The organism is Thermaerobacter litoralis (assembly GCF_054654595.1).
On sequence record NZ_BAAIES010000008.1, the window covers coordinates 354,794 to 381,000 of the forward strand.

Here is a 26,207-nt window from a genome sequence, read left to right on the forward strand (position 1 = left end):
GCCGGCCATCCCACGCCGACCCCGCGGCGGTCGGCCGTGGGGCACCGGCCGCTGTAGCGCGGCCTTCCGACGCCGATCGAGGAGGAGCGGCGAAGGAAAGCCCCGTCCTCCCGCACCCGGGATACGGGGCCGCACCGGGCGTTGATCGAGCATGGCGGGGGTGGAACAACCCCGGCGCGAGAGCGGAAGGCCGCTGGAGGATCCAGCGGCCTTCCGCTGCGCTGTCCCAGTCCCGTCCCGCCACGCGGCGAACGCGGTCACGCGGCCATCCGCCGGCACTCCTCGGCGCACGCGCGGCACTCGCGCGCGCACTCCTGGCAGTGCTCGTCTTGGAACCGGCCGCATTCCTGGGCGCAGGCTTCACAGATCTCGGCACAGACCCGGCAAATGGCCCCGGCAAAGTCGCTGCCTCGGGACATCACCCGGGAAGCCAGGGCACAAATGTCTGCACAATCGCGCAACAGCTGCACGCACCGGCCGCGCTGCGCGGCGTCCGGCTCCTTCAGGCAGGCCGTCAGGCATTGCTCGCAGGCCTGCATGCAGCTGTTGCAGGCGTCAATGTACTTTTTGTACTGCTGGACGCAGAGGCAGCCAAACGCGGAACGTCGCCCCTTGACCGCATCTGCTTTCCGCATGGACCCGGCCACCGTGCAGCTCGACGATGCGCCTGACGATGGCCAAGCCGAGCCCCGCCCCTCCGCCGGCGCGGGAGCGCGACTTGTCGACCCGGTAGAGGCGCTCCCAGATATGCGGCAAGTCGTCGGGTGGAATGCCTTCCCCCGTGTCCCGCACGGTCACCACCGCCTCCCTCCCCTCGCGGCCGATGCTAACCGTCACCTCTCCTCCGGAAGGGGTGTGCCGGCGCGCATTGTCCAGCAGGTTGATCCACACTTGTTCCAGCCGTTCGCCGTCACCGTCCACCCAAAGATCCTCCGGCGCATCCACCCGGAGGTTCACACCCTTTTCCGCAAAGGCCGGCAACAGGCGCGCCACCACCGCTTTGACGGTCTGGCCCACTTCCACCGGCTGGCGACGGAGGGAGAAGGTCGGCTCCTCCAGCCGCACCAGGGTGAACAGGTCCTGAAGGAGGCGGGTCAACCGGCCCGCCTCCTGGTGAATGGTGGCCGCCATCACCCGGCGCTGGGCTTCGTCCCCGTAACCTTTGACGAGGGCATCGCTGTAACCCTGGATGTACGTCAGCGGAGTCCGCAGTTCGTGCGATACGTCGGCCAGGAACGCCGACTGCTGGGCGCGGTACGTTTGCAGGCTTTCGGCCATCCGGTTGATGGAAGCGGCCAGGCGAGCGATCTCGTCGTTGCCACGAATCGCCACGCGCTGCGTGTAGTCCCCTGCGGCAATGGCGGACGTGACGGCCGTCATCTGCCGCAACGGTCGGGTCAATCGTCTCGACAACACGACCGTCACCGCCGTTGCCAAGACCGCCATGATGCCGAGGGCGATCCAGCTGGCGACCTTGAACGCCTCCAGGTCACGTCGGAAGGGTTCCGTGGGTTCGAAGAGGACCACCGTGGCCACCCACTCACCGTTTCTGAACACGGGCGACCATACAACGAGGTAGGGTTCCTCTCGCCAGTCGCCACTGACGACGGCCCCTTCCGGCGTGGCGAGGGCACGGCCGTCTACCTGGAGGTAGCGCGCCTGCTCGGGGCCCAGCGGTTCCGAGGACGCCAGGACCGTTCCCCCACGATCCACGACGGCTGCGATCAGGGGGGTCTGTCGCTCCATGGCGACCACGTGGTTCAGGGCCTCCGGCCCCCACCGGCCGCTGAGCGCTTCGGCATGCCCGTGGCCGCGGTGCAATAGATCCGCCGCCGCCTGGGCCACCAGGGAGCGGCTGAAGACCACGTAGAGGACGGCGAGCAGGATCAGGCAGAGCGAGCTGAACAGGGCGAACAACAATAGCCCCAGTTTGGTCGACAGTTGCAGACGACTCATGGGATGGTCCCACCACGTCCGTCGTGGTGCGGGTTCAAACGGTACCCGATGCTGCGCACGGTCTCGATCAGGTGCCGGGAACAGCCGGCTGCGACCAATTTGGCGCGCAACGTCTTGACGTGGGTGTCGACGGTGCGCACGTCGCCGTCGTAATCCCAGCCCCATACCCGCTCGATGATCCGCGCGCGGTCCAGCACCTGCCCCGGATGCCGTGCCAACAAGGCCAGGAGATCGAACTCCTTAGGCGTCAGATTCAAACGGCGTCCATGGCAGTATGCCTCCCGGGCCGGCACGTCGATGAGCAGGGGCCCGGCGATCACCCGGTCGGCCGGTCGCCCCTCGACCCTTGGGGTGCGGCGCAGGACCGCTCGAATGCGGGCCAACAGTTCTTCTTCTGCAAAGGGTTTGACGAGGTAGTCGTCCGCCCCGGCTTCGAGACCGGAGACCCGGTCCCGGACGTCGTCCCGGGCCGTCAGCATGATGACCGGAACATCACTCTCCCTCCGGAGGATCCGGCACACCGCCCAGCCGTCGATGCCCGGCAGCATGATGTCCAGCAGAACCAGATCCGGTCGCTCGGTCCGGACGCGCTCCAATGCCTCATACCCGTCTTCCGCCTCGGAGACCGCAAACCCGTGCTGCTCGAGGAACAGCCGGAGCAAGGCGCGCATCGGAGCCTCGTCGTCGACCACCAGGATGCGCATGGTCTGCCCTCCCCGCCGCCTGGAGGATGCAGCGGCCCCGTTCCCCGGAACGCACCACCGGCCGCTGATCCCCGATCCGCTCCCCTTCAGCTTGACAACGGCGGCATCGACGGACAACCCGGCCTTGGCCGGCGCGCATCGTTTCCGTCCCAACAACAAACGGAAGACCAGAAGGGAGGCACCCCTTCTGGTCTTCCGCGTCCCGCAACGGCCGGCGTCATTCCGGCCTGGCGTCGGGTTCCGGCTGCACGTTGCTGACGTACCCGTCGTAGAGCACCTGTGTCACCATGCCGCCCGCGGCGTGATGCAACTCGTGGCAATGGAACACCCAGTTGCCCGGGTTGTCCGCACGGAAGGCAATCACGTATTCTTCGCCGGGCTTGACGTTCAGCGTGTCCTTGATCACCGGGGCACCCGTCAACGGCTTTCCGTTTCTGCTCAGAACCTGGAAGAAGTGTCCATGGAGGTGCATCGGGTGCTCATCCGTCGGGGAGCGGTTCACGATGCGTACCTGTACCAGATCGCCCTCCTTAACGCGGATGGGCGGCGTGTCCGGGAACGTCTTGCCGTTGATGGTGTAGATGACCCCGTTCTCGCCCATGCCCGTGCCCAGCTCCATCGTGTACTGGACGTCATATTCCTGGTCCAGGGTGAAGGGCCCCTGCTCATCCTGCCCATAATTCAGCAAATCGACCACCGGAAGCTGTGCCGTCTCGTTGGGCTGGCCCGTCTGCTGCGAGGCGCCGTCGTAGGCGATGGCCACCTTCATCCCCGAAGCGGCCGCAGCGCCCGCGTCGTGGGCCTCAAGGTACCACGTACCCGGATTGTCCGCCGCAAAGGCGATGTCGACACGCTCACCGGGCGCGATCGAGATCAGTTGATCCTTCAACGGTCGGCCCCCGGCCACGGGCTGACCGTCACGGGCCACCACGGTGAAGGAATGCCCGTGGAGATGCAGGTCATGCCGGAGGTATCCCATGTTGATCAGGCGGATCCGAACCCGTTCCCCTTCCGTCACCGTCAGGGGCTGCACCAGGGAACCCGACTTGCCGTTGATGGTGAAGATGTCGTACTGCATCGTGTGCATGGGCATCGACATATCCTGCGGGCTACCCATCCCGTCGTGGTTCGTGTCCCCGGACATGCCCGGCATGTCGCCCATACCCTGCATGCCCTGCATGCCCTGCATGCCCTGCATGCCTTGCGCTTCCGTTCCCTGGCTCGATTGGCCGGACATGCCCCCCATGCTCCCGTGATCCATATCGGTCCCGGCCGGCTCTGCGTTGCTTTCTCCCGCCTTGGTCCACTCGTCGAGAATCAGCGTGAAATCACGATCGTACGCGGACTCGGGTTCCTCCACCACCAGCGCACCGTAGAGTCCCCTGTCGACCTGTTCGGCGCTCTCCTGGTGGGAATGGTACATGTACGTCCCCGCAACGGTCGCCTTGAACTCGTATACGAACTCCTCGCCCGGCTTGACCAGGTTTTGCGTCACACCCGGTACACCATCCATTTCATTGGGGACCGGATACCCGTGCCAGTGGATCGTCGTCGGGACCGGAAGCTCGTTCTTGAACCGCACGCGAATCGTCTCTCCCTGCTTGACCCGGATTTCCGGTCCCGGGACGCTGCCGTTGTAGGCCCAGACTTCCTTCTCGACGCCCGGGGCGACTTCCAGCCTCGCCGGCTTGGCCACCAGGCGGATCTCACCGGTTTCATCGGGACGCAAGATCGCCGGCGCCGTCGCCATCTCGCTGCCGGCGGTGTCGACCGGTGCCGCGCCGTCGCCGCCGCCCGCTGTGGGGCCGGCCGGTCCGACGCTCGAGCAGCCGGCCAGCAAGGCCAGCCCCGCGGCAAGCAACGCCGCGGTCCATCTCCTCCGCAACACGCGCATCGCTGGCTCCTCCTCGATGAGAGTGGAACTCTGAACCCGCCTCGACGGGTTCGACCACCCCGCTTGGCCGCTCGGGCCGCCACTGCGCGCTCCGATGCGGCCCGATGCGGCCCGCGCCGGCGATTTTAGGCCAGTCGTGTGAGAAGCGTGTGAAGAACGAGGGGAGAGCGTGCGCCCCACGGTGGCGAGGCGCCCTGCCTCGCCGGGGCGCGGCGCTGCACGCCACCTTGCCGTGCGCCGCGTCTGGCGCTTCCTTGCTGAGGAGGGTCACGGTTCCTTGACGACGGGGTGCTGCGGTTCCCCGCGCTCCGCTCTCCCGCGGGCCCGTGCGATGGCCACGGCGGCCCCATAGGCCAGCAGGCCGGTGATCGCGGCCATGACCTGGAAACGGCTGATGCCGCCAAGCATGACCGCTGCCGGGCGGAAGAAATCCGCTCCGACAGCCGCCACGCTGGCCAGAACGACGCCAGCCAAAGCGGCATGGCCCGGGAACGAAGCCAGTGGACGCAAGCGGGCGAGGATCCCTGCCGCCAGCACGAGACCCGTCGCCAGGGGAAATGCGCGCGGGTCGCGCAGCCCCAGCGCGACGACGCCCAGGCCCAGAAGCAACGGCGTCGCGACCACGTCAAGAACGGCCGGGATCTCGCGCCACCGCCGCGCCAAGGGACCGGCCAACAGCAAGGCTCCGATCAAGGCCCCGATCGCGGCGGTGGAACCGCCGGGCCAGGCGATCAGCAGGCGGGGGTTGTGGATGTAACTGGACGGCGAGCCCAGGATGTCGGCTGCCTTGGCGCCCAGCAAGAGACCGATGGCCACCCGTGTGAACAGCCGGTCGACGAGGGCCGGATCGGCAACCGGGGAAGGGGCCTGCGGGGAATGCGGCACCGTGGCCGGGGACGGTGCGGGCGCCGCCGGTCCCGCCGGGCCGGCGCGCGCGTCCGCTCGCTCGGCGAGCTTGACCGCGAGGACGTACGCCACCAGCGTACCGGCCACAGTGGCCAGGGGCCCGGTCGGGAAAGCCAGCGGGCCGAGGCCGATCACGTCAGGTAGAACCGGCAGCGACAAGCACCGTCCCTCCCTTGTCGACCATGCAGCGCGGGGCACCCGCCGGGGCTCACCCTCCCTGGCGCGCCCGTTCTACGTAGCTTTCCATGACCGGCAGGCTCATCGGCCCGATATACTTTGCCCAGACGATGCCATCCGGCCCGATGAAGTAGCTGGTCGGCAGGTAGACCACCCTGTAGATGCGGGCCACACGGCTGCCCGCATCGTAAGGAACGCGCCAGGTGAAGCCGTTCCGCTCCATGAAGGCCTTGACCTCGGCGGGCGTGGCCGGATCGCTGGTGTTCACGCCCAGCACCACCAGGTCCGGGACGCCCTTGTCGACCAGCCGCTGGATCTCCGGCATCTCCTCGCGGCAGGGCGGGCACCAGGTGGCCCAGAAGTTCAGGAAGACCACCTTGCCGCGGTAATCCGAAAGCCGCACCGTGCGACCCGTGACGTCCTGCAGTTCGAAGTCGGGTGCGGGCATGCCGACGGCGATCACCGGCGGGGACGGTTCCTGCGCCGTCCCGCCCTGCCCGGCGGGCGGCGGCGTCCCTTCGGGCGCCGGTGCCGGGCGCATGTCCCCCGGCGGAGGGGCCGCAGGCACCTCCGGCCTCAGGCTTCCGCCGGCAAGCAACATGGCCACGAGCAGCAGGACAGCTCCCCCGAGAATCCGGTTCATCGAGACCCTCCCAGTACCGGCGCGGCCGCGGCCCGAGGGGGCGCAGCGGCGGATCGACTATGAACGGCCGCCTCCCGGAGAACGCCCGCCTCCCGGAACGCGAAACAGGCGCAACGCACCGTCCCCGGATGTCACCACTATGCATGCTCCCTTCCTCGTGTCCTACACCGGGCGCCGCGCCACACCGAAAGCCTGCGGTCTGACGGGACCGCCCACCGGCAGGTCGAACCGTTCCAGTTCCTCCAGGACGAAGCCCGCAGCCTGGATTACCTCCGTCGTCCGCCGGTTGGGGTGGCATCCGGCGGCAACGAGACGCCATACCGGCGTCAGCCGGTCCTGCCAGCGGGCCGCCCGTTCATCCTTGGCCCGAACGTGTTCGAGGAACCGGAAGGTCCCGCCCGGCCGGAGCACCCGGAAGACCTCGCGCAACGCCCGCTCCAGGTCGCTGACGCTGCAGAATACATGGGTGGCCACCGCGGTATCGAAGGATTGATCCGCAAAGGGCATGTTCTCCGCGGGTGCGGCGACCAGTTCCATGGGGATGCCGAGTTGCCCGGCCCGCGCCGCCGCCCGCCGGCGCATGTGGGGGTCGGGCTCAAGCCCGACCAGGCGCGTGATCCGCTCCATCCGGTAAAACGGCAGGTTGAGGCCCGTGCCGACACCGATCTCCAGCACGCGGCCGGTCGCCCCACCCGCCACGCGCCGGCGCCAGGGATCGATCACGGGCGCCGCCGGGCGCTGGAACAGGTCGTACACGGCCGCGAAGAATGGGTGGCCTGCCAAGGTGCCTCCTCCCGTCGTCGTGGTCGTACCGGGTTCGGGAGTTCCCGGCCGCGATGCCGAAGGCCCGCCCGTAACCCGCAACCGTACCGGCGGCCCGGCGTCGGGGTAGGGTTCTCGCTCCCACCCGACCCCTCCTACCTCTTCACCGGACACCCTTCATTTCATTGTACCCTCCGGTGCGGCGTTCCCCGGGGACGCCGGGTTGCCGCTTCGGAGCCCCCCGGGAGGCCGTTGGACGGCAACCACTGGATGGGATCGAAAGCCCCTGCCGCGCATACGGCATAAGTGACGGCCCGAGCGGAAGGCCACCCGCAGGCACCACCGCCCTTCTCCGCGCCTGACAGTGGCCTGTGCAGCCCGCTCACGGCCCGCCGCACCTCGGCATCACGGGGAGGTGGCGCGGTGCTTGGTGACGCCCTGTTCCAGCGTTCGGCCTGGGCCGGGCTGATCGGGAGCTTCCTCGACCACAGCTTGTCGCTGCACGGGTTGCTGGCGACCCTGCTCGCCCTGGCCGCGCCGCTGACGGTGCGGCCCGCGGCGGAGGAGGAACATGCGGCCATGACCCTGGCCGGGCTTGGCGCTCTCGCCGGCAGCGCCCTGGCGGCGGCATCGACGACGTTCATGGACCTCTGGTCCGGCATGGCGGCGCACGGGCTCTCCGCCAGCGTGACGATCACCATGGGCGCGTCCATGGGCGGCATGCTGGGTGGCGGCTGGCACCTCTGGCGGTGGCGACGTCACCGCTGATCCCAGGCTCCGGGCAAGAGGTCTCAAGCGGCCGGCAACCGCCCGGCAAACCCGGGTTCCACCCAGACAAGCCATGCCCGCCCGCTTTCCAGCCAGGACTGCACCCGCCGCCGTGGCCGCCAGCACGTCCTGGTTGAGAATTTCCTGCGCCGGGTAACGCGCCAGGTGGCCGAAGCCCGGGCCATGAAGCCGGGCATCCTGCGCCTGGCGGACCGGGTGTTCCTGGTCTACGTACCCGGTGATCTTCGCGCCCTCCGTCCCGCTAGGGTACAGAGGACTTCCTGAGGCCGGGTAGAAGGACGGTCGCCTAACTCCCAAAGTAACGCCGGTAGAGCTCAAGAACCTCTTCAGGCGTCAGATCGGGGAGCTCCCGCGACTGGCTCCTCGGTTGACGCCGCCGCCGGTGCTGCTCGCGGCGGTAGGCCGGGTCGAGCAGGGTGTACATGACCGGCACCACCACCAGGGTCAGCAGTGTCGAGGTGAAGAGCCCGCCCACCACCGTGACGCCCAGCGGCGCCATCAGCTTCACCCCGCTGCCCCCGATGCCGAGGGCGATGGGCAGCATCCCGACTGCCGCCGCGATGGCAGTCATCAAGACCGGTCGCACCCGCACGGCGGCACCGATGAGCACGGCCTCCCCTACGGGCATCCCCTGCTCGCGCAGTTGCTTGATGTAGTCGATCATGATGATGCCGTTTCGCACCACGATGCCCACCAGGAGGATCGCGCCGAGGAACGCCGTGATCCCGAAGTGGTGGCCGCTCACCCACAGGCCCGCCAGCACGCCGGCCGCGGCCAGGGGGAGGGAGAAGAGGATCACGAAGGGGTGCAGGTAGGACTCGAACTCCGCCGCCATGATCAGGATCACCATGGCCACGGCCAGCACCAGGGCGAGGCTCAGCCCCGAAAAGCTGTCGTTCATCAGGTCCACGACCCCGCCGTACGAGACTTCCACGTCATCGGGAAGGTCCAAGTCCACGATGGCGGCCCCGACGTCGGCGGCGACGCTGCCCAGATCGCGGCCCTCATAGAAACCGGTGACGGTCGCCGATGGGCGCTGGTCGAAGCGCACGATGCTGACGGGACCGTTGCCCCGCTTGATCGCGGCCACATCGCCCAGCCGCACCGGTGAGCCGTCGGGCGCCCGCGCGACCGGGATCGCCTCCAGCTTTTCGACGGTGTTGCGGTCCTCCTCGCGCAGCTGCAGCCAGATGTCATACAACTGGTCGCCCGCCTCCAGGCGCCCGACCGTGACCCCCTTGACGGCCGGTTCCAGCAAGATGCCGATCTGGGCCGGGGTCAGCCCGTAGGCCGTGGCCCGGTCCCGGTCCACGGTGAGCTGCAGCTCCGGCTGGCTGAGGGAGAGGTTGTCTTCCACGCCCGTGATGCCGTCCACGCCGGCCACCGCGTCCCGGATGCGCGGCACCCAGCGCTCGAGCTCTTCACGATTGGCGGCGCTGATGTTGACCTGGATGCCGGTCCCCTGGGCGCCGACGGTGTGCACGATGGTCGAGAGGACACTGACGGTGACGTCGCCTGGGGCGGCCGCCCTCTCGATCGGTTCCCGCAACTCCTGGATGACTTCCTCGGTGTCCCGGTCGCCGTCATGGGTGACGATGAAGGTCGCCGTCCGCGGGCCGCCGTTCACCTCACCCAAGATGGCGAGCCCCTGGTTGCCACCCACCTGAACGGTGTACCCTTCGATGTGTTCGTCCTCGCGTAAAACCTCTTCCACAGCGCGCGCGGCCTGACTCGTCTCCTCCAGCGAACTCCCCGCCGGCATGCGCAGCTGGATCTGGAACTGTCCCTCGTCGGTGGTGGGGATGAACTCGGCGCCGATGTGCGGCACCAGGAACAAGGAACCACCGAGGATGGCGGCGGCGACCAGCAGGGCGACCCAGCGGTAGCCCAGCACCGCCGACATGAAGCTGTAATAACGCCGGGCCAGCCAGCTGTCCGGCATCACGTCGCCGGACGTAACCGGCCCCCCGCGCGGACTCGCTTCCTGCGGATCCTCCTCGCCTTGGCGCTGGCGCCGGTCGTGCCGGCCGGGCTTGAGCAGGCGCGCGGCCAGCATGGGCACCACGGTCAATGACACTGCCAGCGACACCAGCACCGCGGCGCTGACCGTGGCCGCCAGCTCGCGAAAGATCTCGCCGGCCACGCCCGGCACGAAGATGATCGGCAGGAACACGGCCACGATGGTCGCCGTGGCGGCCAGGACGGGGACGGCCACCTCCATGGTGCCGTCCAGGGCGGCTTGCGCCGGCGTCTTCCCCCGTTCCAGGTGCCGGTGGACCGCCTCGATGACCACGATGGCATCGTCGATGATCAGGCCCACGGCCAGGGAGAGACCGCCCAGGGTCAGGATGTTCAGGCTGAGCCCGGAAACATACAACACGACGAACGTGGCCAGGATCGAAACGGGGATGGAGATGGCACTGATCAGCGATGTGTGAAGCTGCCGGAGGAACAGCAGGATCACCAGCACGGCCAGCACGCCACCGATGACCAGGTCCCGGCCCAGGTCTTCCATGGAACCGCGAACGATCTCGGCGGCATCGAGCACCTCGCGGAAGGTCAGGTCCAGGTCGTCCTCGATGGACGCGATCTCCGCCTCCACCCGATCGGCGACCTCGACGGTGTTGGCGTCGGCCTGCTTGAAGATCAGCAGACTCAGGGTGCGGCGGCCATCGGACCGGACGATGGACGTCGCCTCGGCCGGGGCGATGCGCACATCAGCCACATCGGACAGGCGGACGGGGCGCGGCCGGGACGGCTCGCCTCCGGTTGCGACGGGAGCTTGCCCCACGACGAGATTCTTCAGGTGATCGACAGCATCAAGCCGCCCCGTCAGGCGAAAGCTGACCCGGCCGCCGTTTTCCGGTACCTCTCCGAGAGGATAGTTGAGGTTCGCGGCGGCGACGGCCTGGCGGACCTGCAACGCGCTGATTCCGTAACGAGCCAGGTCTTCCTGCCTTAGGTGAACCTTCACCTGGTCAGCGGCGGCGCCCACCAGTTCCACGTCCGCCACGCCGTCCACGGCGCGCAGGCGCGGCAGGACCTCCTGTTCCACCCGTTTCGCCATCTCGTTGAGATCGGCCTCGGAATCGGCCTCGGATTCGACCACATACTGAAGAATCGGCATCGAGGCCGGGTCGAACTTGCTGATGACCGGCCGTTCCGCCCCTTCGGGGAGCTCCACCTGGTCGATGTGGGTGCGCAGTTCCTCGACGTCGCGGTTGACGTTGGAACCCCACGCGAATTGCACGACCAGGATCGAAACGTTTTCCTGGGAAAACGCCTGGAGGTTCTCGACGCCCGGGGTGACGGCCGCCGCTTCCTCGAGGGGCTCGGAAACCAAGTCCGCCACCTCGGCGGCGGAGGCCCCCGGCCAGGGCGTGATCACGGTGACCAGGGGCGGGTTGATGTCCGGCAGCAGTTCGTTGGGCAGCCGGGTCACGGAGATGGTACCCAGGAGCGCCACGATCAGGACGAGGATCGTCACGAAAACCGGGCGCTTGATGGACTCCTGAACCAAGCGGTACAACAGGGTTCCCTCCCAAACGGTGCCGGGGGGCGTCGCCGCGCCGATGGACCAAGAGGCAGCTGGCCACCCAAAAGACCCATTTCACACAAAACACCAGTCCGCACGATAGCATAGCCAGCGCCGTGTGGCAACTAGCAGAACACGTGAAGGTGCAGTTGGCAGAGGCGCCAGCAGTGGACCGCGCTTCAAGAAGCGCCGCCCGATCTGCGGAGATACCGGACGACTCCCCAGGCCCCGGCCACCAGGGAGAATACCACCAGGGCGGCGGCACCCGGCACCAGCCACTCACCGGCGCCAGGAACTGTCCTCACCAGACCCGCCGCCATGTACGTCCAGATCAGCGCCCACAACCAGTCGTTGAGGAACAACAAGCCCAACCAGGACGGCCGGCCAATGCCCGCCGTCGCCAGGAGCCAGAACACCTGGGTATAGCCGAGGCCGACCCACCGCAGCGCCAGCAATGCCAACAACGGTCGATCCTGGGCCAGCAACAGCCGCAAGCGGTGCACGGCCACACCCAGGTGGGGAATCTTCGTACTCAACGCCGACAGCACCGGCTGACCAAAGTGGGCGAAGAACAGATAGCTCGCGCCGTGACCCATCACCGTGGCGGCTCCGGCCATGGCACCTGCCACCCACCAGGGGACTCCCTTCTGCTCCGCCACGTCCGCCAACAGGCCGAAGAGGCCTAATGAAGACCCAGGGACGCCGGCGGCTAGAAGAGCGAATCCCATGGCGAGGGCAGACCAGGTCCACACGCACGTATCCGTTCCCGAGTCAGGCGGCGCCACATCGGTTCACCTCGTGGCCACCGGGGGAAAGGCCAACGACCCGGCCGTACAACGCGACGATCTGGGCAAGGACCCGGCCGGCCTCGTGCTCCGCGGCGACGGCGCGGGCACCCTCTCCCAATCGACGGCGCAGCTCGGGATCCCGCGCCAGGTGTAACACGGCGCCTGCCAGGGCTTCCGCCTCACCGGCCGGGACCGTGATCCCGCTCTCGCCGTCGCGGACGAGTTCGGGCAGGGCGCCGGCCCGGACGGCCACCACGGGGAGTCCCGTCGCCATGGCTTCCAGCACCACCAGCCCCTGCGTCTCCGCAGGGGACGGAAAGAGGAACAAGTCCGCCCGGTGGTACTCCCCGGGCATGGCATCCCACGGCACGTGCCCGAGGAGGCGCACGCGACCGGCGGCGATGTGGGGGGCCAGGACCCGCCGCAGAACACCGGCCAGCGGGCCGTCGCCAGCAATGCGAGCCCGTAGCCGCGGTTCCTCGGGAAGGACCGCGGCCAGCGCCTCCGCGAGGACTTCCACGCCTTTCTCCGGGCTGAGGCGGCCCGCGAAAAGGACGGTGACGGGGCGGTCCTGCCCGCCGGACCCCGTGGCTCCACCGGCCGGCGGGGACACCCCGGCTTCCTCTCGAACTGAGCGGTCGAGCGGAACAAAGCGGTCGAGATCGACGCCGTTCGAGATCACCGTGACGGGCTGCCCCACACCCATCGCCTGCAGTTCCCTGGCCGCGAACCGGCTGGGGGCGATCACGACATCGCAACGGTTGTACATGGCGCGGCTGAGAAAGCTCGCGGCCGCGGATACGGCCTTGCCACCGGGAAGAAGCACCGCCGCCGACCGCACGTTCGCATGGTAAGTCGCCACCACCGGGATCCCGAGGGATCGCGCCGCCCATAGACCGAGCCAGCTCACGGGAAAGACGGTGTGGAGATGGACGATGTCCGGCCGCCAGGCGGCCAATTCGCGCCGGATCTCCCGGTAGTCCCAAGCCAGATGGGAGTCCGGCGGTATGCCGGGCACGGGCCGCAGGGGAATGGAGCGCACGAGGCGGACATCCCCCGGATGGAGGGGACCACCCGTTTGGGGCAACGTGAAAACGCGGACCGAGTGGCCCGCCGCCACGAGCCGATCGTGGAGAGTGATGACGGCCCGGGTGAGTCCACCCGTATTTTCCCGAAAGGAGTCGGTGAAGAATGCCACCTTCAACCCGCCACCCTCCTTCCGCCGCGGGTCACGACGCGAACGCCGTTCCCGGCGATGCCACCGAACCGGAAGCGGGAGCCGGATTGGTGAGCCAGGGCAGGGCCTTCCTCGCAGCGGCTCGCCCGGCGGCGATGATCTCCGCGGCCCGGTCGAACTGGTGCCCGTGGAATCGACGGACGTCCGGGCAGATCACCACATCGGCCGGGATCTCGTCGGTATGCTGCTGCAGGCGGGCTTCCGTGATGTCGAAGGCGGTGAGCACCGTCCGTACCAGGCCCCACCCCCGGTCACGCGACCGGTCGTGGCGGGTTCGTGCCGCCGGCAACCGCACCAGTAAACGATCGGCCCCTGCCGCGCCCAGACGGCGCCAGTGGGCGCGCACGCCGTTGACGGACCACCGCGCGCGGTTGACGGCCCGGGTCCAGACATCGCAGGGACTGGAGACGTCCACGGCCACGACGCGAGGTGGCCGGAGTTCTCGCAGGACGCTCACCGGCACCAGTTCCACAAGGCCCCCATCCACCAGGGCTCTACCGTCCACAACGGCGGGCGCGAACAACCCGGGGATCGAAATGCTGGCCCGTACGGCCTCGGCAATGGGCCCCCTGCGGATGACGACCGGGGCGCCCGTTTCCAGGTCTGTCGCCAGCACCGCGAAGGACACCGACAGTTCCTCGAAATGGAGCCCGCGGGTCAGGCAACGGAGTTCTTCGAGGAGCGCATCACCGCGGAGTACGCCGCCGGCAAAGACCGTATCCGCATAGCGGACGAGGTGGGCACGACTGAGATTTCGAACGCGCTCTTCCAGCAAGTCCAGGGTGCCGCACACGTAAGCCGCGCCCACGATGGACCCGAAGCTGCACCCCGCCATGTGGGTTACAACCACTCCTGCCTCGTGTAATTCCCGCAGGACACCGATGTGCGCCAGGCCGCGGGCTGCTCCGCCACCCAGAGCCAGGCCCACTTCCGTCCTTCCCTGCATGGAATCAACACCCCGCTCTCACGGCGCCGACCGCCCCACCTTCGGGCGCCAGCCCCCCGTCACTCCGTTCGTGCCCCCCACCTCGCGGCGGGGACAGGGTGCGGCTGCGGCGCAAGGAACACGAAAGACCATAAAGACCCAAAAAGTTCACACAAACTTAGAATAGGAAGTGGCCGGTGTACGGGCCCGTGCCACGCAACGAGCGGGTCAACTTGGCTCGCGCAAGGCGCTCTCGAGGAGCTGGCCCAACATCTCTTGCTCGCGCGGCTCAAGGTCCTGAAAGTACTTAAGGAAGCGGCCCACAAGATCCACCAATTCGAGGCTCAGGTTCTGGCTCAGCGTCTGGATTACGGTGCCCGTCACAACCCCAATGAAGATGGATAACCGTTTCTCAGCATCCGGGGCGGCGGCGGTCACCAGCCGTGTCACCAACCGCCGTGTCCGCTCTCCCAGTTGCCGGGCGTAAACGATGAATAGGCCGAGGAGATGCGCGCAGAACCCGACCCTCGACTCCAGCCGAGGCAGTTTCTGAAGCAGCGCCTCCACGGCCTCACCCGGCCGCATTTCCTTCAGTCGTGAAATCAGTTCCCCAACCTGATCCCGTACCAAGTCCCACTCGTCGGGTTCGGATGGGCGGCGTACGGTGGCCGCCAGCAACCTTTCCGCCTCGGGTGTGGGGCTGAAGACGATAAGCGAACGCCCGCCCTCACCGCGTTGCAAGGCATAGTCTCGCCGCAGGTAGCCCATCTGTTCCAGGGTTTTCAACATGTCGTATGCCGTCCATTTGCTGACCCCGAGGGCGCGGGCGACGCTCTCGTAATGAACAGGCAGGTTCGTTCGCCGGTACAGGTCGACCAGTTTTTCGAGGAACTGCTTGCGACGGCCAGTCAAACCGGCCTTACCCACCGCAAACCACCCCAAAAAACCAAAATTCTCGGGCCCAATATACCCAATGCGGCCTGGCCATGTCAAATGGCCGCAATCACTCAGGCAAAATGTAACCGAAGGGGTCCCGGATCACTCACGGAGAAATCTTACCGAAGGGACGTGCTGTGCCAATATCGCTCCCCAGCCGCCGCGAGGATCTCGCCACCATGCGAGAACGGTATGGGCGTCCCGAACCCGTGGGGAACGCTCCCAGATCCTCGACGAGGTCCAGCAAGCCTGCGGGTATCACTGCAAGTACACGATTCAGCTCCTCCGCCAGGCCACGCCCCCGGCCCCGACCCAGCGCATCGCAAGCGGGCCCTGCGCTACCTGGAGGCCTTGCCGGTGATCGCGCGGGCCCAGACCACGGGCGCGGGACCAGCCCCTGCGGCGGTCACAGCAAGCGGGGTGGTCGTCGCTGCCGCGCCATCTCCCAACGTGGCGAACGCCCCCACACCTCAACCACGGCCGCCCGGTTGCGCGCCGCGGGCGAAGGCATAGGACGCCTGCAGGATGGTCCACACCACCTCCAGCTCATCGTCGTCGCGGGGACCGTAGACCATCATCGCCGTGGGCGGCAGCCAGCCCCGGCGGGCGACCGGATGCAACTCGCCCCAACCCTTGGCGGCCACCACGCGGGCCGTGGCTTCGGGCAGCATGAGATGCAGGCTCCCGTCGTAGGGCGGGTGCAGGTGGGCGAACTCCCGGCCGATCATGAACGCCTCCGGCGCCCCCGCCGCCAGCTCCTCATCGAGGATGAAGGCCCGGGCTCCCGGAACGGAGATCCCGCTAGGCCCCACGCGCACCCCGGGCAGAGCCCGGGCCCGCTCAAACAGCGCCTCCTGCAGCCCGGGGGGAGCGTTCTGGTCCAGCTGCTGGTGGGGGTTCGCCGGGGTCGTCCGGGGCCGTGGACCCCGTCGTTCGGGCAAGGAATCGATTGCCGGCATGGATACCGCCATCACCAGGCCCCCTTGTCCATGCCTACTCTACCTCGATACAGGTGACCGGAGAGGGCAAGCCCGCGATCCGGCGAGAGCCCTCTCCGGTGGCTGCGGTTCGGCCCCTACGGGCCGGTCTAGCGGCAGCACCTACAGGTCGATCCAGCGGCAGGGCGGGCCCCTGCCGGAAGGTTACTTCCCCGGCCCGGCCGGTTCTTCCGTGCTTCCCGGCTGCCCGGGGTGCAGATCCAGCGCCCGCCAGATGGCCGACCAGAGATAGTCCTCCGGCACCGCGCCCTCGAATGAGACACGGTCGTTGATCACCGTCTTGGGCACGGCGAATACCTGGTACTGCTGGGCCAGCTGCGGGTAGGAGGTGGCCTCCACGGCCTCGGCGGTCACCAGCGGGCTCTGCATGGCCAGGTTGATCGCGGAGCGCACGGCCCGCGGGCAATGCGGTCAGGTGGGGGTGAAGAAGACCCGCAGGTGAACGGGCCGGCCCGCCTCGCCAAGCAGGGCCAGAGCTTCGGCCTGGTGACCGGCCTGGCTCCCCGCCCCGCCGGCAGCGGGTGCGTCGCCCCCGGCACCTTCACCGCCGGCGGGCACTGGCGCCGAGGCCTCGATCAGCGCTTCGACCAGCGTCGCGAACTCGTAGCCGAGGGGCGGTCCGACGAACCGCACCCGGCCGCCGGCCCGGCCGTGGATCACCACCGTGGGCGGCCGCTCGACGCCCAGTTCCCTCGCCCGCTGGCTCTCCCGGTCGATGTCCCTGACCTGGAGGCGGATCGAAGGATGAAGCTGGGCCAGCTCCTTCATCAGCTCGACCGTTTCCTCGCAGCCGGGACACTCGCGGCCGGGAACGAACAGCCGCATGTCACGGGTGAAGACCTCCACATCGACGGGGCCCGCCAGGTCCTGGAGCCGTTCCTGCAGCACCTTCCGGTCTTGCTCGCGAATCAGCGCCATGCCATCGCCTCCGCTGCGGGGGCCAGCCCGAGCCCCGTCCCTGTCGGCGACGGGGCTCGTAGCCGGGTGTTTGCTTCCCCCGGCACGGCCCACCTTTCCACCAAGGACACCGGCGCATGTGGGCGCCGTCATGGCCGCGGCCGCCCGCACCTTCTTGTGACTCCCGCGCGTAACTTCCAGCCCCAGCATAGCCTGGGCGCGGAGGCGGCTCAAGGCACCACCGGCACCGGGGAGGCGACCGCGACCCGGGCCCGGGAGTGCGCCCGGCTGCAACCGGATCCGCTACACGGTCAAGGTTGGTGCAGGCGCCGATCCGGCGGGTACATGGCGTTCCGGTCGAGGGGCGTGTCGAGGTCGTCAGCTCCCATGACACGCCGGCCTGATTGACGCAACAGAATGACTCGCAGCCGTCCTGTGGAGTCCAGGCGGCCCCCACCTCGCACCTGTGGTGGGGACCTAGCTGTGTGGGTCGAACCGCCCGCCCCGTCTTGACCTTCGAGTGGGCTCAAGGGTGTACATTGGCGGCGAGGTGGTTCCCATGGCGACGCTCCACGTCCGGGTCGGGGGCATGCACTGCTCCCTTTGCACCCGGTCGATCCAGCAGGCGCTGCGCCGCCTGGACGGCGTCGACGACGTCCGCGTCAGCCTGGCCCACGAAGAGGTCCTCGTGCGCTACGATCCCGTTCGGGTGCCGGTGGCGACCCTCACGGACACCTTGCGCGACCTGGGTTTTACCGTACGCGATCCCGACCGCAGCGACGTGTTCGCCGAGGAAGAACGAGAGCTGGCGCGAGCCCGGCGCATCGCGGCCGCCACGGGCAGCCTAGTCATCGCGGCCACGATGGTCATGGTCGCGAGCCGTTGGGGTGAAGTTGCTCCCGGCCTTCGTGCCGTGATCCCGGGGGCCCAGGCGGTCCTGGCCCTGCTGGCTTCCGTAGGCCCGGCGCGCTTCGTGTACCGCAACGCGTGGCAGTCGCTGCGGCGGCGGATTCTCAACCAGGACGTGCTGGCGGCCGCTGCGGCCCTGGCCGGGTTGGCCGGCGGAGTCGCCGGGCTGGCCGACCCGCGCTTGCCGGGCGGTGCCTTCTTCGCCGCCACCACCTACATCCTAGCCTTCCACGCCGTGGGGGGTTATGCCTCGGTCCTAGTCCACGTGCGGGCGTCCCAGTCGGTCCGCCGGCTGCTGTCGCTACAGCCCGCAACGGCCCGGCGCCTGGATGAACGAGGCAACGAGGAAGAGGTGCCGGTGGACGAACTCCGCCCGGGGGACCGGGTGCGCATCCGGCCGGGGGAGCGGATCCCCGTCGACGGGCGTATCCTCCACGGCTCCACCGCCATTGACGAACGCCTGGTCACCGGCGAGCCGGTCCCCCGCGACTGCCGGCCAGGCGACGAAGTCGTCGGGGGCTCCATCAACCTGACGGGCGGGATCGAGGTGGAGGTGACCCGCACCGGCGACGACTCGTTCCTGCACCGGGTCGCGCGCCAAGTGGCCGAAGCCCGTGCCATGAAGCCGGGAATCCTGCGCCTGGTGGACCGGGTGCTCCTGGTCTACGTGCCGGTGGTCTTCGCCCTGGCCGCCGCCGGCACGCTGTTCTGGTTGCTCGCACCGTGGCTGGCCGGCGGGCGGCCGGACGGGGTACGGGCCGCCTATGCCGCCCTGGGCGTGCTGGTCATGGGCTATCCGTGTGCCCTGGGCATGGCGACGCTCCTGGCCATCGTCCGGGCGAGCGGCGAAGCCGCGGCGCGCGGCATCCTCATGCGCTCCGGCGAGGCCTTTCAGGTCTTCCGCCTGGTGGACACGGTGGTGTTCGACAAGACGGGAACCTTGACGGAAGGCAAACCCCAGGTGGTGGCCGTGGCGGCGGCAAAGCGGTTCATGCTGGTCAAACCCGGAGCCTCTGCGCCGGGTGACCCCGAAGCGCAGGTGCTCACCCTGGCCGCTGCCGCCGAGCGTCTCTCCGAGCATCCTTTGGGCCGGGCCATCGTCGACGCCGCGCTCGGGCGGGGGTCGGAACTTCCCGAGGCCGAGGCCCTCCGGGCCGAACCGGGGCGGGGCATCGTCGCCCGGGTGGACGGACACCAGATCGTGGTCGGCAACCAGCGACTCCTGCATGAGCAAGGGATCCGGCAGGATGAGGCCATGGCGCGTTGGGTAGACCGCCAGCACGAGCTCGGGCGCACCGTGGTGTACGTGGCCGTTGACGGAGACCTGGCCGGCGCGATCGCCCTGGCCGACCGGCCCAGGGAAGACGCGGCTGCGGCGGTTACGGCCCTGCGACGACACGGCCTGCGGACCGTCATCGCCAGCGGTGACCACGAAGGCGCCGTCGCCGCAGCGGCACGCGAGCTCGGCGTCGACACATTCCACGCCCGCCTCCTGCCGGAAGACAAACGGCGGCTCGTCCGGCAGCTGCAACGAGAGGGCCGGAAGGTGGCCTTCGTCGGAGACGGGATCAACGACGCCCCGTCCCTGATGCAGGCTGACGTGGGCATCACCGTCGGGGCGGGAACGGACATCGCCATCGAATCGGCCGACGTCATGCTCCCGGCGCGCTGGGGCCTGGGGGTCGGCGCGAAGGACACCCGGCAGGCGGTGCGGGACGCCGAGCGGCTGGGGGTGACGGTGATCGGCGTCAGCATTGGCCCGACCTGGGGGTACATGGAGGAGATCTACCCCCGGTGGATCTGCTGCACCGACATCCGCGAGCTCCCCGACGCGCTGGCACGTATCCTCGGCCAGGTCATGGTGGCGGCTGAAGGCTCAAGGCCGGGCGGGAAACCGCCCGGCCTTAAATTCTGTAGGCCCGGAATCGGAGAAGGCTACGCTGAATCATAATGAAAAGGGTGGACCAAGATAGTTGGCGCACCCCTTCCCTTGACCCGCCTACAGGCATGTCGCCACTCGAATATCATCGTTGGTCCCAGTCGGGAAATGTCCAGAATAGGTGCGGCGGAAGCTTGGACCTGCCCTGACTGCTGAGATTATCGTCTCCCCGCACGTCTATGAGAAAGATGCGATCATCGCTTTCCGCACTACGTGCCTTGTTGACGCTCACGTTACCATAAAGTGCTACAATTCGAAAGTCGTCCACGGTGACTTGCTGTCCTGTCCCAGCTTCAACGCGCCTTATCGCATCCTCTAAATCTTTCTCCAGGTCACCACTAGACTTATGGTGGTAGGTACCGTCTGCGACTTTGGCATCCCAAGCTAGCAGTTGCATTTCCAACTTGTCAACTAGCGCTTTTGCCTCAGCTGGACGCACAGATCTCCGAAGTGTTACAGTGGCATCTGCACGATCAATACCCCTTGCCTGTGCATCCGCCAGTGTGCGCCATACATCCTCCACCATGTTCTGAAACGCGTCTCGATCACTTCGTGCTAAAGCATACGGATCTTGCTTTAGAAGACTCGACCCTTCAACTCCCCGTGGAGCTTCACTCAACATAAGCACCATTCCGGCCAAGATGCCAATTGCAATAGCCAGCATACTTGACCGACGAGCCCACCGAATTTCCATGATCACACCCCCGTAACCAGACTGAGTTATCTCTATAAAGCCTCGCCATTACCACCACGGGAAGTATCGTGTATGATGATACTCATATGTGTACGTGTCGTACTCTGGGTAATAGAGTACGCTGAGCTGACTGTTCCATTCTATAGCCACTGGGCTTGACGGCACTGTCCTGACGGTCCAGTATGAAATAAACGAGTACTTCTGACCAACGTTTATATATTGATCTGGCTTGCAAGTAGTGACAACTTCAGTTTCGTCATAATAGCCGTTTACTGGTTTGTCGTCGTCAACGTCAAATACGGGACAAGGAAGATTCGTGTAGAATCCTGAAGTCCAGGCCGACAGGTACGTTTGCCCCTTGTTTGTTAATGCAATATCTGCTGTGTAGTACCTACCAAAGTTCCATTCAAGCAGGAGTGCGTTGCGTGCGTAGGTGTCCCAATAGAAATCAAAGAACTTGGTCATTAACTCATTGTGTGCACTATCGTACCCCATTTGCGAGCTCATTTGCCTCGGCGTCCAGTTCCGCTGGGGAGCCGCGTCTACGGTTATCTTACTGTAAGTGTAAGCAGCATGGACGGACTGGAAGGGAAGAATTATACTGACTGAAAGCGCTGTAATAAGACACGTGAGGCGCAAAAACCGATTTCTCATTGTGGGTGACACCTCCCGAAACGTCATGAATCGACGTGGTGGTTGACGACAAATCGAGCCGAACGTGTTAAGTTCTGCGTGGTCGCGTGTCCTGTTCACCCCCTAGCAATCGGAAAGGGGATCTCCGTGATTGCCGTCCAACTCCCTGCTCTGCGCCGCTGCGTTCCACCTCCTCGCTACCCCGGCATGGAGACTCGTGGCGACGATACGTACGGGTGGGGCCGGAGGGCGTTTGACAAGGTTGTTGCCCGCGTTCGTATTACGGATAGTTGGGGGGACTGTTAACGCACAACATGACGGAACGTTGCGGCTAATGCAGCGGCGAGGGTTGTGACAAGGGGTGAGACAAGTAAGCCTACGATGATGTACGTCGGTGTGAAGTAAGGTGCAGCCTCCGCTTGGATAAAGCCAAGCACGTCTGGGCTCGTGGGCCTCACTACGTCCGCAAGAAAGGTGAGATAACCGCCTCCCAAGATAATGGCCCGCTCTATGAGGGCGGCGGCAAAACCGAGCAGAGCGGGCTGCCACAAGGTGCGGTGCCTCCAGGCCGAGATGGCATAGACACCCCCAACCGCGTAGGGGATAGTGCTCAGGGCTACTGCCAGGGGTTGTGCCCATGCTGAGGGCAATCCTTCAGGTGTGGGACGGTTGATGTTTAGTATAAGGGCAGCGACGATGTAGGTTGCTACGTAAGTTACGGCGATTACCGCGGTTCCCAGTATTTCGCGCAACGTCAATGTGCCCCCTCGAAACGCGTTGCTCATCCAAATGGAATCCTTATGTAATCAGGTTCGACGGGGAAGGGCAGACCTTTTTATGACGGCAAGCGTCTGCCCCACGAGATAGTGTATATCACCATTTCTGGCATGTCAATCTGCCTAGGTTAGAAATTGGCTGTATGGAGGCAAACACCTGCAGCAGGGTGCCAAGAAAGTTTCGACAAAAGGCGACGCGGAACGGCAGGAAACGAGGGAAGCAGGCGTTTCGTTGTGATGTTTATGTCGATCGGCTTCCCCAGCAGCACCACCTAGCACGATTTGGGTGCCTATGGCACCCAGGCTCTTTTGCGCCAGGTCGGTTCGTCCTGCCACTTTGCCAGTCGGCCGATCTCCCCCAAAAATCATCGCCGTTTTGTCCGCTTCGGCCACGGGCCCGCCGCGACGCGGCTACGCTGGCGGTAGGCGGACCTTGACAATCCAGATTGCACTCCTTTCCCGAGCTTGGCTTTCCCGACGGCCGGCCTTCGGGCCGCCGTCTTGGCCGCGGCCGCGGCCGGGAAAGCACGCCGGAAGACGCCCTAGGGTCAAGTCGCCGTAGTCGGGGATGTGATCTTTGACAAAGCGGCTGCTGAGGAACGTGCCCGTGGGCGCTACGCGGCCTTGGGCTGTTGCCGCTGACGACGCGCCGCCTTGAACCGGGTGGGGTCGTAGGGCTGACGATCTCGCCACATCGCAAAAAGGACCCGAAGGGCGTGGTGGGCCACGATGCGCAAGGCTTCATGATGGTGACGCCCTCGGTCGCGGTGGGTCTGATAAATCTCCCGGGCCCAGTCGTGGTGTAGCACGAGTTGCTGCGCCAGCAGTTGCACCGTATTGCGAGCCTGTTTGTTGCAAGCGTGTAAACGCACCCGGACGGTCTTGCCACTGCGAACGGTCACGGGGGCTGTCCCCGATCGGCATTGGATCGGGCGGACGCTGGGGACCGCCTGGCGGTCCTCCCCGAAGACGGTGATCAGGCCGGCAGCCAGCACCGTGCCGATGCCTTTCATGGAGCGAAACAAATCCCCGTCCGGGTGCGCCTGCACCAGGGTCTCAAGTTGCTCATGACAGGCCTCAAGCTCGCGGCAGACGGCTTCGAGCTGATCCACCAGAAAGCGCATACGGCGTGCCCAGAGGGCCACCGTGGCCGGATCGGCCGGGAGCTGGGGCTCGCGCGCAAGCTCAAGGAGTTCGGCCGTCTTGGCGGCCACGCCGGGGTACCGATGCTGGCGCAACAGCTTCTCGATCCGGGACCGGCGGGCGCGGGCGAGGTGGGCCGGGGTCGGGAAGGCGCGTAAAAGGGTCCAGGCCACCGGCCGGCCCAAGTCCGCAAACAGCTCGAGGGCCCGCGGATAGTAAGCACGCAGGCAGGCGGTGAGCTGATTCAGAAGCCGCGTGCGTTCTTCCACCAGGGTCTGGTGGTGGCTGTAGACCACCCGGAGCGGGCGCAGGGTGTCGCTCTCCAGGCGCAGGGGCTGGAGGCGATGGCGGTCCGTGCGGAGGATCTCGGCCAGGACCAGGGCATCGCGGCGGTCGTCCTTGCTGCCGGCCGGGGAGAGGCGGTCCCGGTCGCGGTCCACCGCCTTGGGATTGACGGGATCGACCCGAAAGCCCGCGGCGAGGAGCGCCGCCACGAAGAGCCCCTGTCCCGAGCCTTCGATGGCCACGTGAACCTGTGCTGGGTCCGGTTCTCGACGCCGGATCGCGGCGAGCAGTTCCTGCAGGCCGTCGGCATCGTTGGGGACCCGGAGGTAGGAAGGAGCCTGCCCCTCGGACGCCAGGCAGACGTCGTGATGCTGGCTGCCCTGGTCGATTCCGACGTGCAACATGATGCCACCTCCGCGTGGGGCGATCCCCGCCACCCACGGTGCCCTCGTGGAATCGGTGCTCGCGGCACGACGCCCTAGCGACCGTTGAGCAGCAGATTCGCCAGGTGCCGGAGGGGTCGGTCTGCCTAAGGCCGTCGCACGGCGAGGAGGCAGTGGACCTCCTCCGGCCCTGACGAAACTTGGCGAAGGCGGGAGTCAAAACCTGCTTGGACTATAACCCACGAGGAGGCAGGTGAGGTGCGGCCAGCGCCCCTCCTGCCCCCTGCACCGCACCGTGGCCGGCCCTTCTACCGCAAGGTGCCCGTCTCACCGGGGTCGAGGTTCGGCCGCAGGACGACGAACCGGCCCTGGTATTCCGCCGCGACGGCTTCCGCCACGTCCACACCTTGCAGCGCGTAGATGGGCGTCCCTGCGTCAAGGAAGTTGGAATCGCCATCTTGCACGTCCTGCTCGTGGTCCAACTTGCGCTCGACGCGGGCGATCACGCCGGCCAGCCGCTCCTCCGTGACCGGCGGCTCGTCGCTCAGCAGGTAGATGGTGCCCTGGATCTTGACCAGAGGGCCGATCCAGCTGGCGCTCGAAACCGCCGCCGTTCCTTCCTCCCCAGCGCCCTGCCCGGCACCCGGCGTCCCACCGCCTCTCCCATCCCCACCGACCTGGGCCCCGCCGCACCCTGCAAGGACAAGGGACAGGGCGACGGCAGCCAGCACGACGGCAGCCACCAAAGAGCGGCCCCCTCGCCCCGGCTGGTGTCGCCGCCCCTGGCGCCCCGTTGGCATGCGCTCACCTCCCAGACTCCCGGCACGACCCGCGCTTCCCGAGTAAGGACCCGAGAAAGGACAGGCTACAGCCTGATGGGTGGACCACTGCCCTTTCGACGTCGATACAGAGCCGCAAGTTCCGGATTGACGGGGCCCCGCCGGCCTGGTACCGTCGAATTGATACATCCTATTTTTTTTAATACTTCGATTTGTGGACACAGTCGTTGGGCCCCATGGAGGTGCTAACAACATGACCAACATGCCCAGGTCCACCAGTACTTCGGCGGCCGCCGTCACGGCCCAAGAGGCCGAACAGCGCCAGCTGGAGATCCGGGCGAAGTTCTTCGACGGGCTGGCCAATCCCACCCGCCTGCGGATCGTGGAGCTTCTCCTGGAACACGGCGAGCTGAACGTCGGCCAGATCGTCGAAGCCCTCGGCGTGTCCCAGAGCCAGGTGTCCAACCAGCTGGCGTGCCTCAAGTGGTGCGGTTACGTGACCTCGCGCAGCGAAGGCCGGTTCGTCTACTACCGGGTCACCGACCCCCGCATCCGCGCCCTGGTGGAGCTGGCCCGGCAGATCGTGGCGGACAATGTGGAGCACATCCGTGCCTGCACGCGGCTCGGCGGCACGCGGGAATGACGTCGATGCGGGGCCCGTTCGCCGGGCGATGTCACCACCTGGAGGGGACGCACCATGAACTCCACCACGTCCCGGCACGCCAGTGCCATGGGGGCGAGTAGAACGGAAGCGGCCCGCCGGGATCCGGCGACCTGGGGCCAGACCGGGCTGGAACTGGTCAGGGTTGTTTGGCAAACGGCGTGGTTGCAGCGCCGGTCGAAGACCATCATCTGGACCGTCGCCGTCTTCTTGCTCCAGTTTGCCTTGCAGGGCGGGTTCTCCCTGGCCCCCGCGGGGGTGGCGTGGCCCTACCCACCGGGCACCGTCATCACCGGAACCGCGCCCGAGCCCTACCTCTTCGCGGTGGTGACACCCCGCGTCGCCATCACCCTGGCCCTCTGGAGCATGGTGAAGTGGCTGCTCCTGGCGGCCTCCATCGGCTTTGCCGTCGCGATGATGCAGGAGGCGGCCTGTTGCCCACGGCCCGTCAAGGCAGGCGCCGTTGGCGGAACGGCCTGCTGTGCCAGCGAGCCGTCTCCATCGGATCCACGCCGCCAGCGCATCGGGACCGCCGGCACCTCCGGCATGTTCGGCCTCGTTGGGGGGCTCGTGGCCGTCGCCGGAGCGGCTGCGAGCTGCTGTGGCCTGTTGGCGGTGGCCGCGCCGGCCGTTGCCGGGCTTCTGGGTGCGAGCCTGGTTTCGATCTCGCCCGTGTTGGACGCCGTCGTGATGGTTGCCATGGCCGCCGCGATCTTGATCAAGGCGCGGGCCATCCGGGCAGCGCAGTCCTCCGGCCCGGCATGGGCGGGGACCCAGGCTCCGGACGCCGGTCAACCTGCTCCCGTCGCAGCGGAGTCCGGGCACCGGCGCCGCTGAGGTCCATCACCGGGGCCCACT

The 26,207-nt window shown here is 67.1% G+C and carries 21 protein-coding genes; 4 read left to right on the forward strand and 17 right to left on the reverse strand.

The window, feature by feature from the left end:
* Positions 1-257: 257 nt before the first annotated feature.
* The 7 genes from ACYQ02_RS12285 to ACYQ02_RS06750 all read right to left on the reverse strand — a co-directional run bounded on the left by ACYQ02_RS12285 (position 258) and on the right by ACYQ02_RS06750 (position 7,063).
* Positions 258-635: a four-helix bundle copper-binding protein gene (locus ACYQ02_RS12285; RefSeq protein WP_487248083.1), complete on the reverse strand. Its 378-nt coding sequence runs from the start codon at positions 633-635 to the stop codon at positions 258-260.
* Complete coding sequence (locus ACYQ02_RS06725; protein ID WP_460039671.1) at positions 556-1,956, reverse strand: sensor histidine kinase; 1,401 nt, start codon at positions 1,954-1,956, stop codon at positions 556-558. Before ACYQ02_RS06725 ends, ACYQ02_RS12285 begins: the two co-directional genes overlap by 80 nt.
* Positions 1,953-2,660, reverse strand: a complete 708-nt coding sequence (locus ACYQ02_RS06730; protein WP_135225746.1) for a response regulator transcription factor — start codon at positions 2,658-2,660, stop codon at positions 1,953-1,955. The genes ACYQ02_RS06725 and ACYQ02_RS06730 overlap by 4 nt, the downstream gene beginning before the upstream one ends.
* A gap of 217 nt (positions 2,661-2,877) precedes the next feature.
* Entirely contained in the window at positions 2,878-4,554 is a 1,677-nt protein-coding gene (locus tag ACYQ02_RS06735; protein WP_460039672.1) for a multicopper oxidase family protein, read from the reverse strand.
* 267 nt (positions 4,555-4,821) lie between these two features.
* Entirely contained in the window at positions 4,822-5,619 is a 798-nt protein-coding gene (locus ACYQ02_RS06740; RefSeq protein ID WP_006903529.1) for a hypothetical protein, read from the reverse strand.
* Between the two features lie 49 nt (positions 5,620-5,668).
* Positions 5,669-6,280, reverse strand: coding sequence for a TlpA family protein disulfide reductase (locus ACYQ02_RS06745; RefSeq protein ID WP_460039673.1), 612 nt, complete (start codon positions 6,278-6,280; stop codon positions 5,669-5,671).
* Positions 6,281-6,442: 162 nt separating this feature from the next.
* The gene (locus tag ACYQ02_RS06750) at positions 6,443-7,063 is read right to left on the reverse strand and encodes a class I SAM-dependent methyltransferase (protein ID WP_460039674.1); all 621 of its coding nucleotides are present in this window, start codon (positions 7,061-7,063) and stop codon (positions 6,443-6,445) included.
* Positions 7,064-7,465: 402 nt separating this feature from the next.
* Here ACYQ02_RS06750 and ACYQ02_RS06755 point away from each other — a divergent pair, with 402 nt between their 5' ends.
* Positions 7,466-7,810 (forward strand): hypothetical protein, encoded by a 345-nt coding sequence (locus tag ACYQ02_RS06755; RefSeq protein ID WP_460039675.1) that lies wholly within the window; start codon positions 7,466-7,468, stop codon positions 7,808-7,810.
* Between the two features lie 307 nt (positions 7,811-8,117).
* Here ACYQ02_RS06755 and ACYQ02_RS06760 read toward each other — a convergent pair whose 3' ends face one another.
* From ACYQ02_RS06760 to ACYQ02_RS06790, 7 genes are all read right to left on the reverse strand, one after another.
* On the reverse strand, positions 8,118-11,360 hold the full coding sequence (locus ACYQ02_RS06760) for an efflux RND transporter permease subunit (RefSeq protein WP_460039676.1): 3,243 nt from the start codon (positions 11,358-11,360) through the stop codon (positions 8,118-8,120).
* A gap of 185 nt (positions 11,361-11,545) precedes the next feature.
* A complete protein-coding gene (locus ACYQ02_RS06765) occupies positions 11,546-12,118 on the reverse strand; it encodes a hypothetical protein (RefSeq protein ID WP_460039677.1) in 573 nt (190 codons plus the stop codon).
* A 19-nt stretch (positions 12,119-12,137) separates the two neighbouring features.
* Positions 12,138-13,352 (reverse strand): glycosyltransferase, encoded by a 1,215-nt coding sequence (locus ACYQ02_RS06770; protein ID WP_460039773.1) that lies wholly within the window; start codon positions 13,350-13,352, stop codon positions 12,138-12,140.
* 31 nt (positions 13,353-13,383) lie between these two features.
* Positions 13,384-14,337 carry a patatin-like phospholipase family protein gene (locus ACYQ02_RS06775; protein WP_460039678.1) on the reverse strand — a complete coding sequence of 318 codons (954 nt, stop codon included), beginning with the start codon at positions 14,335-14,337 and terminating at the stop codon, positions 13,384-13,386.
* 207 nt (positions 14,338-14,544) lie between these two features.
* Positions 14,545-15,243 (reverse strand): LexA family protein, encoded by a 699-nt coding sequence (locus ACYQ02_RS06780; protein ID WP_460039679.1) that lies wholly within the window; start codon positions 15,241-15,243, stop codon positions 14,545-14,547.
* Between the two features lie 479 nt (positions 15,244-15,722).
* Complete coding sequence (locus ACYQ02_RS06785; RefSeq protein ID WP_460039680.1) at positions 15,723-16,223, reverse strand: luciferase domain-containing protein; 501 nt, start codon at positions 16,221-16,223, stop codon at positions 15,723-15,725.
* Between the two features lie 171 nt (positions 16,224-16,394).
* Complete coding sequence (locus tag ACYQ02_RS06790) at positions 16,395-17,168, reverse strand: thioredoxin family protein (RefSeq protein WP_460039681.1); 774 nt, start codon at positions 17,166-17,168, stop codon at positions 16,395-16,397.
* 538 nt (positions 17,169-17,706) lie between these two features.
* Between ACYQ02_RS06790 and ACYQ02_RS06795 the strand changes: the two genes are divergently transcribed.
* On the forward strand, positions 17,707-20,007 hold the full coding sequence (locus ACYQ02_RS06795; protein ID WP_460039682.1) for a heavy metal translocating P-type ATPase: 2,301 nt from the start codon (positions 17,707-17,709) through the stop codon (positions 20,005-20,007).
* Positions 20,008-20,080: 73 nt separating this feature from the next.
* Here ACYQ02_RS06795 and ACYQ02_RS06800 read toward each other — a convergent pair whose 3' ends face one another.
* The 3 genes from ACYQ02_RS06800 to ACYQ02_RS06810 all read right to left on the reverse strand — a co-directional run bounded on the left by ACYQ02_RS06800 (position 20,081) and on the right by ACYQ02_RS06810 (position 24,652).
* Positions 20,081-20,689: a hypothetical protein gene (locus ACYQ02_RS06800; RefSeq protein WP_460039683.1), complete on the reverse strand. Its 609-nt coding sequence runs from the start codon at positions 20,687-20,689 to the stop codon at positions 20,081-20,083.
* A gap of 2,023 nt (positions 20,690-22,712) precedes the next feature.
* Positions 22,713-23,930: an IS110 family RNA-guided transposase gene (locus ACYQ02_RS06805; RefSeq protein WP_460039684.1), complete on the reverse strand. Its 1,218-nt coding sequence runs from the start codon at positions 23,928-23,930 to the stop codon at positions 22,713-22,715.
* A gap of 287 nt (positions 23,931-24,217) precedes the next feature.
* Positions 24,218-24,652 carry a hypothetical protein gene (locus ACYQ02_RS06810; RefSeq protein ID WP_460039685.1) on the reverse strand — a complete coding sequence of 145 codons (435 nt, stop codon included), beginning with the start codon at positions 24,650-24,652 and terminating at the stop codon, positions 24,218-24,220.
* 289 nt (positions 24,653-24,941) lie between these two features.
* Between ACYQ02_RS06810 and ACYQ02_RS06815 the strand changes: the two genes are divergently transcribed.
* Both ACYQ02_RS06815 and ACYQ02_RS06820 read left to right on the forward strand, forming a co-directional pair.
* Complete coding sequence (locus ACYQ02_RS06815; RefSeq protein ID WP_460039686.1) at positions 24,942-25,331, forward strand: ArsR/SmtB family transcription factor; 390 nt, start codon at positions 24,942-24,944, stop codon at positions 25,329-25,331.
* Positions 25,332-25,385: 54 nt separating this feature from the next.
* Complete coding sequence (locus tag ACYQ02_RS06820) at positions 25,386-26,186, forward strand: hypothetical protein (RefSeq protein WP_460039687.1); 801 nt, start codon at positions 25,386-25,388, stop codon at positions 26,184-26,186.
* Positions 26,187-26,207 lie beyond the last annotated feature (21 nt).

Bases quoted from the DNA above. Each gene is read 5' to 3' on its own strand.
- ACYQ02_RS06815 (WP_460039686.1), top strand. From the start codon at position 24,942: ATGACCAACATGCCCAGGTCCACCAGTACTTCGGCGGCCGCCGTCACG.
- ACYQ02_RS06785 (WP_460039680.1), bottom strand. From the start codon at position 16,223: ATGGCGGTATCCATGCCGGCAATCGATTCCTTGCCCGAACGACGGGGT.
- ACYQ02_RS06795 (WP_460039682.1), top strand. From the start codon at position 17,707: ATGGCGACGCTCCACGTCCGGGTCGGGGGCATGCACTGCTCCCTTTGC.
- ACYQ02_RS06735 (WP_460039672.1), bottom strand. From the start codon at position 4,554: ATGCGCGTGTTGCGGAGGAGATGGACCGCGGCGTTGCTTGCCGCGGGG.
- ACYQ02_RS06725 (WP_460039671.1), bottom strand. From the start codon at position 1,956: ATGAGTCGTCTGCAACTGTCGACCAAACTGGGGCTATTGTTGTTCGCC.
- ACYQ02_RS06775 (WP_460039678.1), bottom strand. From the start codon at position 14,337: ATGCAGGGAAGGACGGAAGTGGGCCTGGCTCTGGGTGGCGGAGCAGCC.
- ACYQ02_RS06730 (WP_135225746.1), bottom strand. From the start codon at position 2,660: ATGCGCATCCTGGTGGTCGACGACGAGGCTCCGATGCGCGCCTTGCTC.
- ACYQ02_RS06745 (WP_460039673.1), bottom strand. From the start codon at position 6,280: ATGAACCGGATTCTCGGGGGAGCTGTCCTGCTGCTCGTGGCCATGTTG.
- ACYQ02_RS06820 (WP_460039687.1), top strand. From the start codon at position 25,386: ATGAACTCCACCACGTCCCGGCACGCCAGTGCCATGGGGGCGAGTAGA.
- ACYQ02_RS06805 (WP_460039684.1), bottom strand. From the start codon at position 23,930: ATGTTGCACGTCGGAATCGACCAGGGCAGCCAGCATCACGACGTCTGC.
- ACYQ02_RS06800 (WP_460039683.1), bottom strand. From the start codon at position 20,689: ATGGAAATTCGGTGGGCTCGTCGGTCAAGTATGCTGGCTATTGCAATT.
- ACYQ02_RS12285 (WP_487248083.1), bottom strand. From the start codon at position 635: ATGCGGAAAGCAGATGCGGTCAAGGGGCGACGTTCCGCGTTTGGCTGC.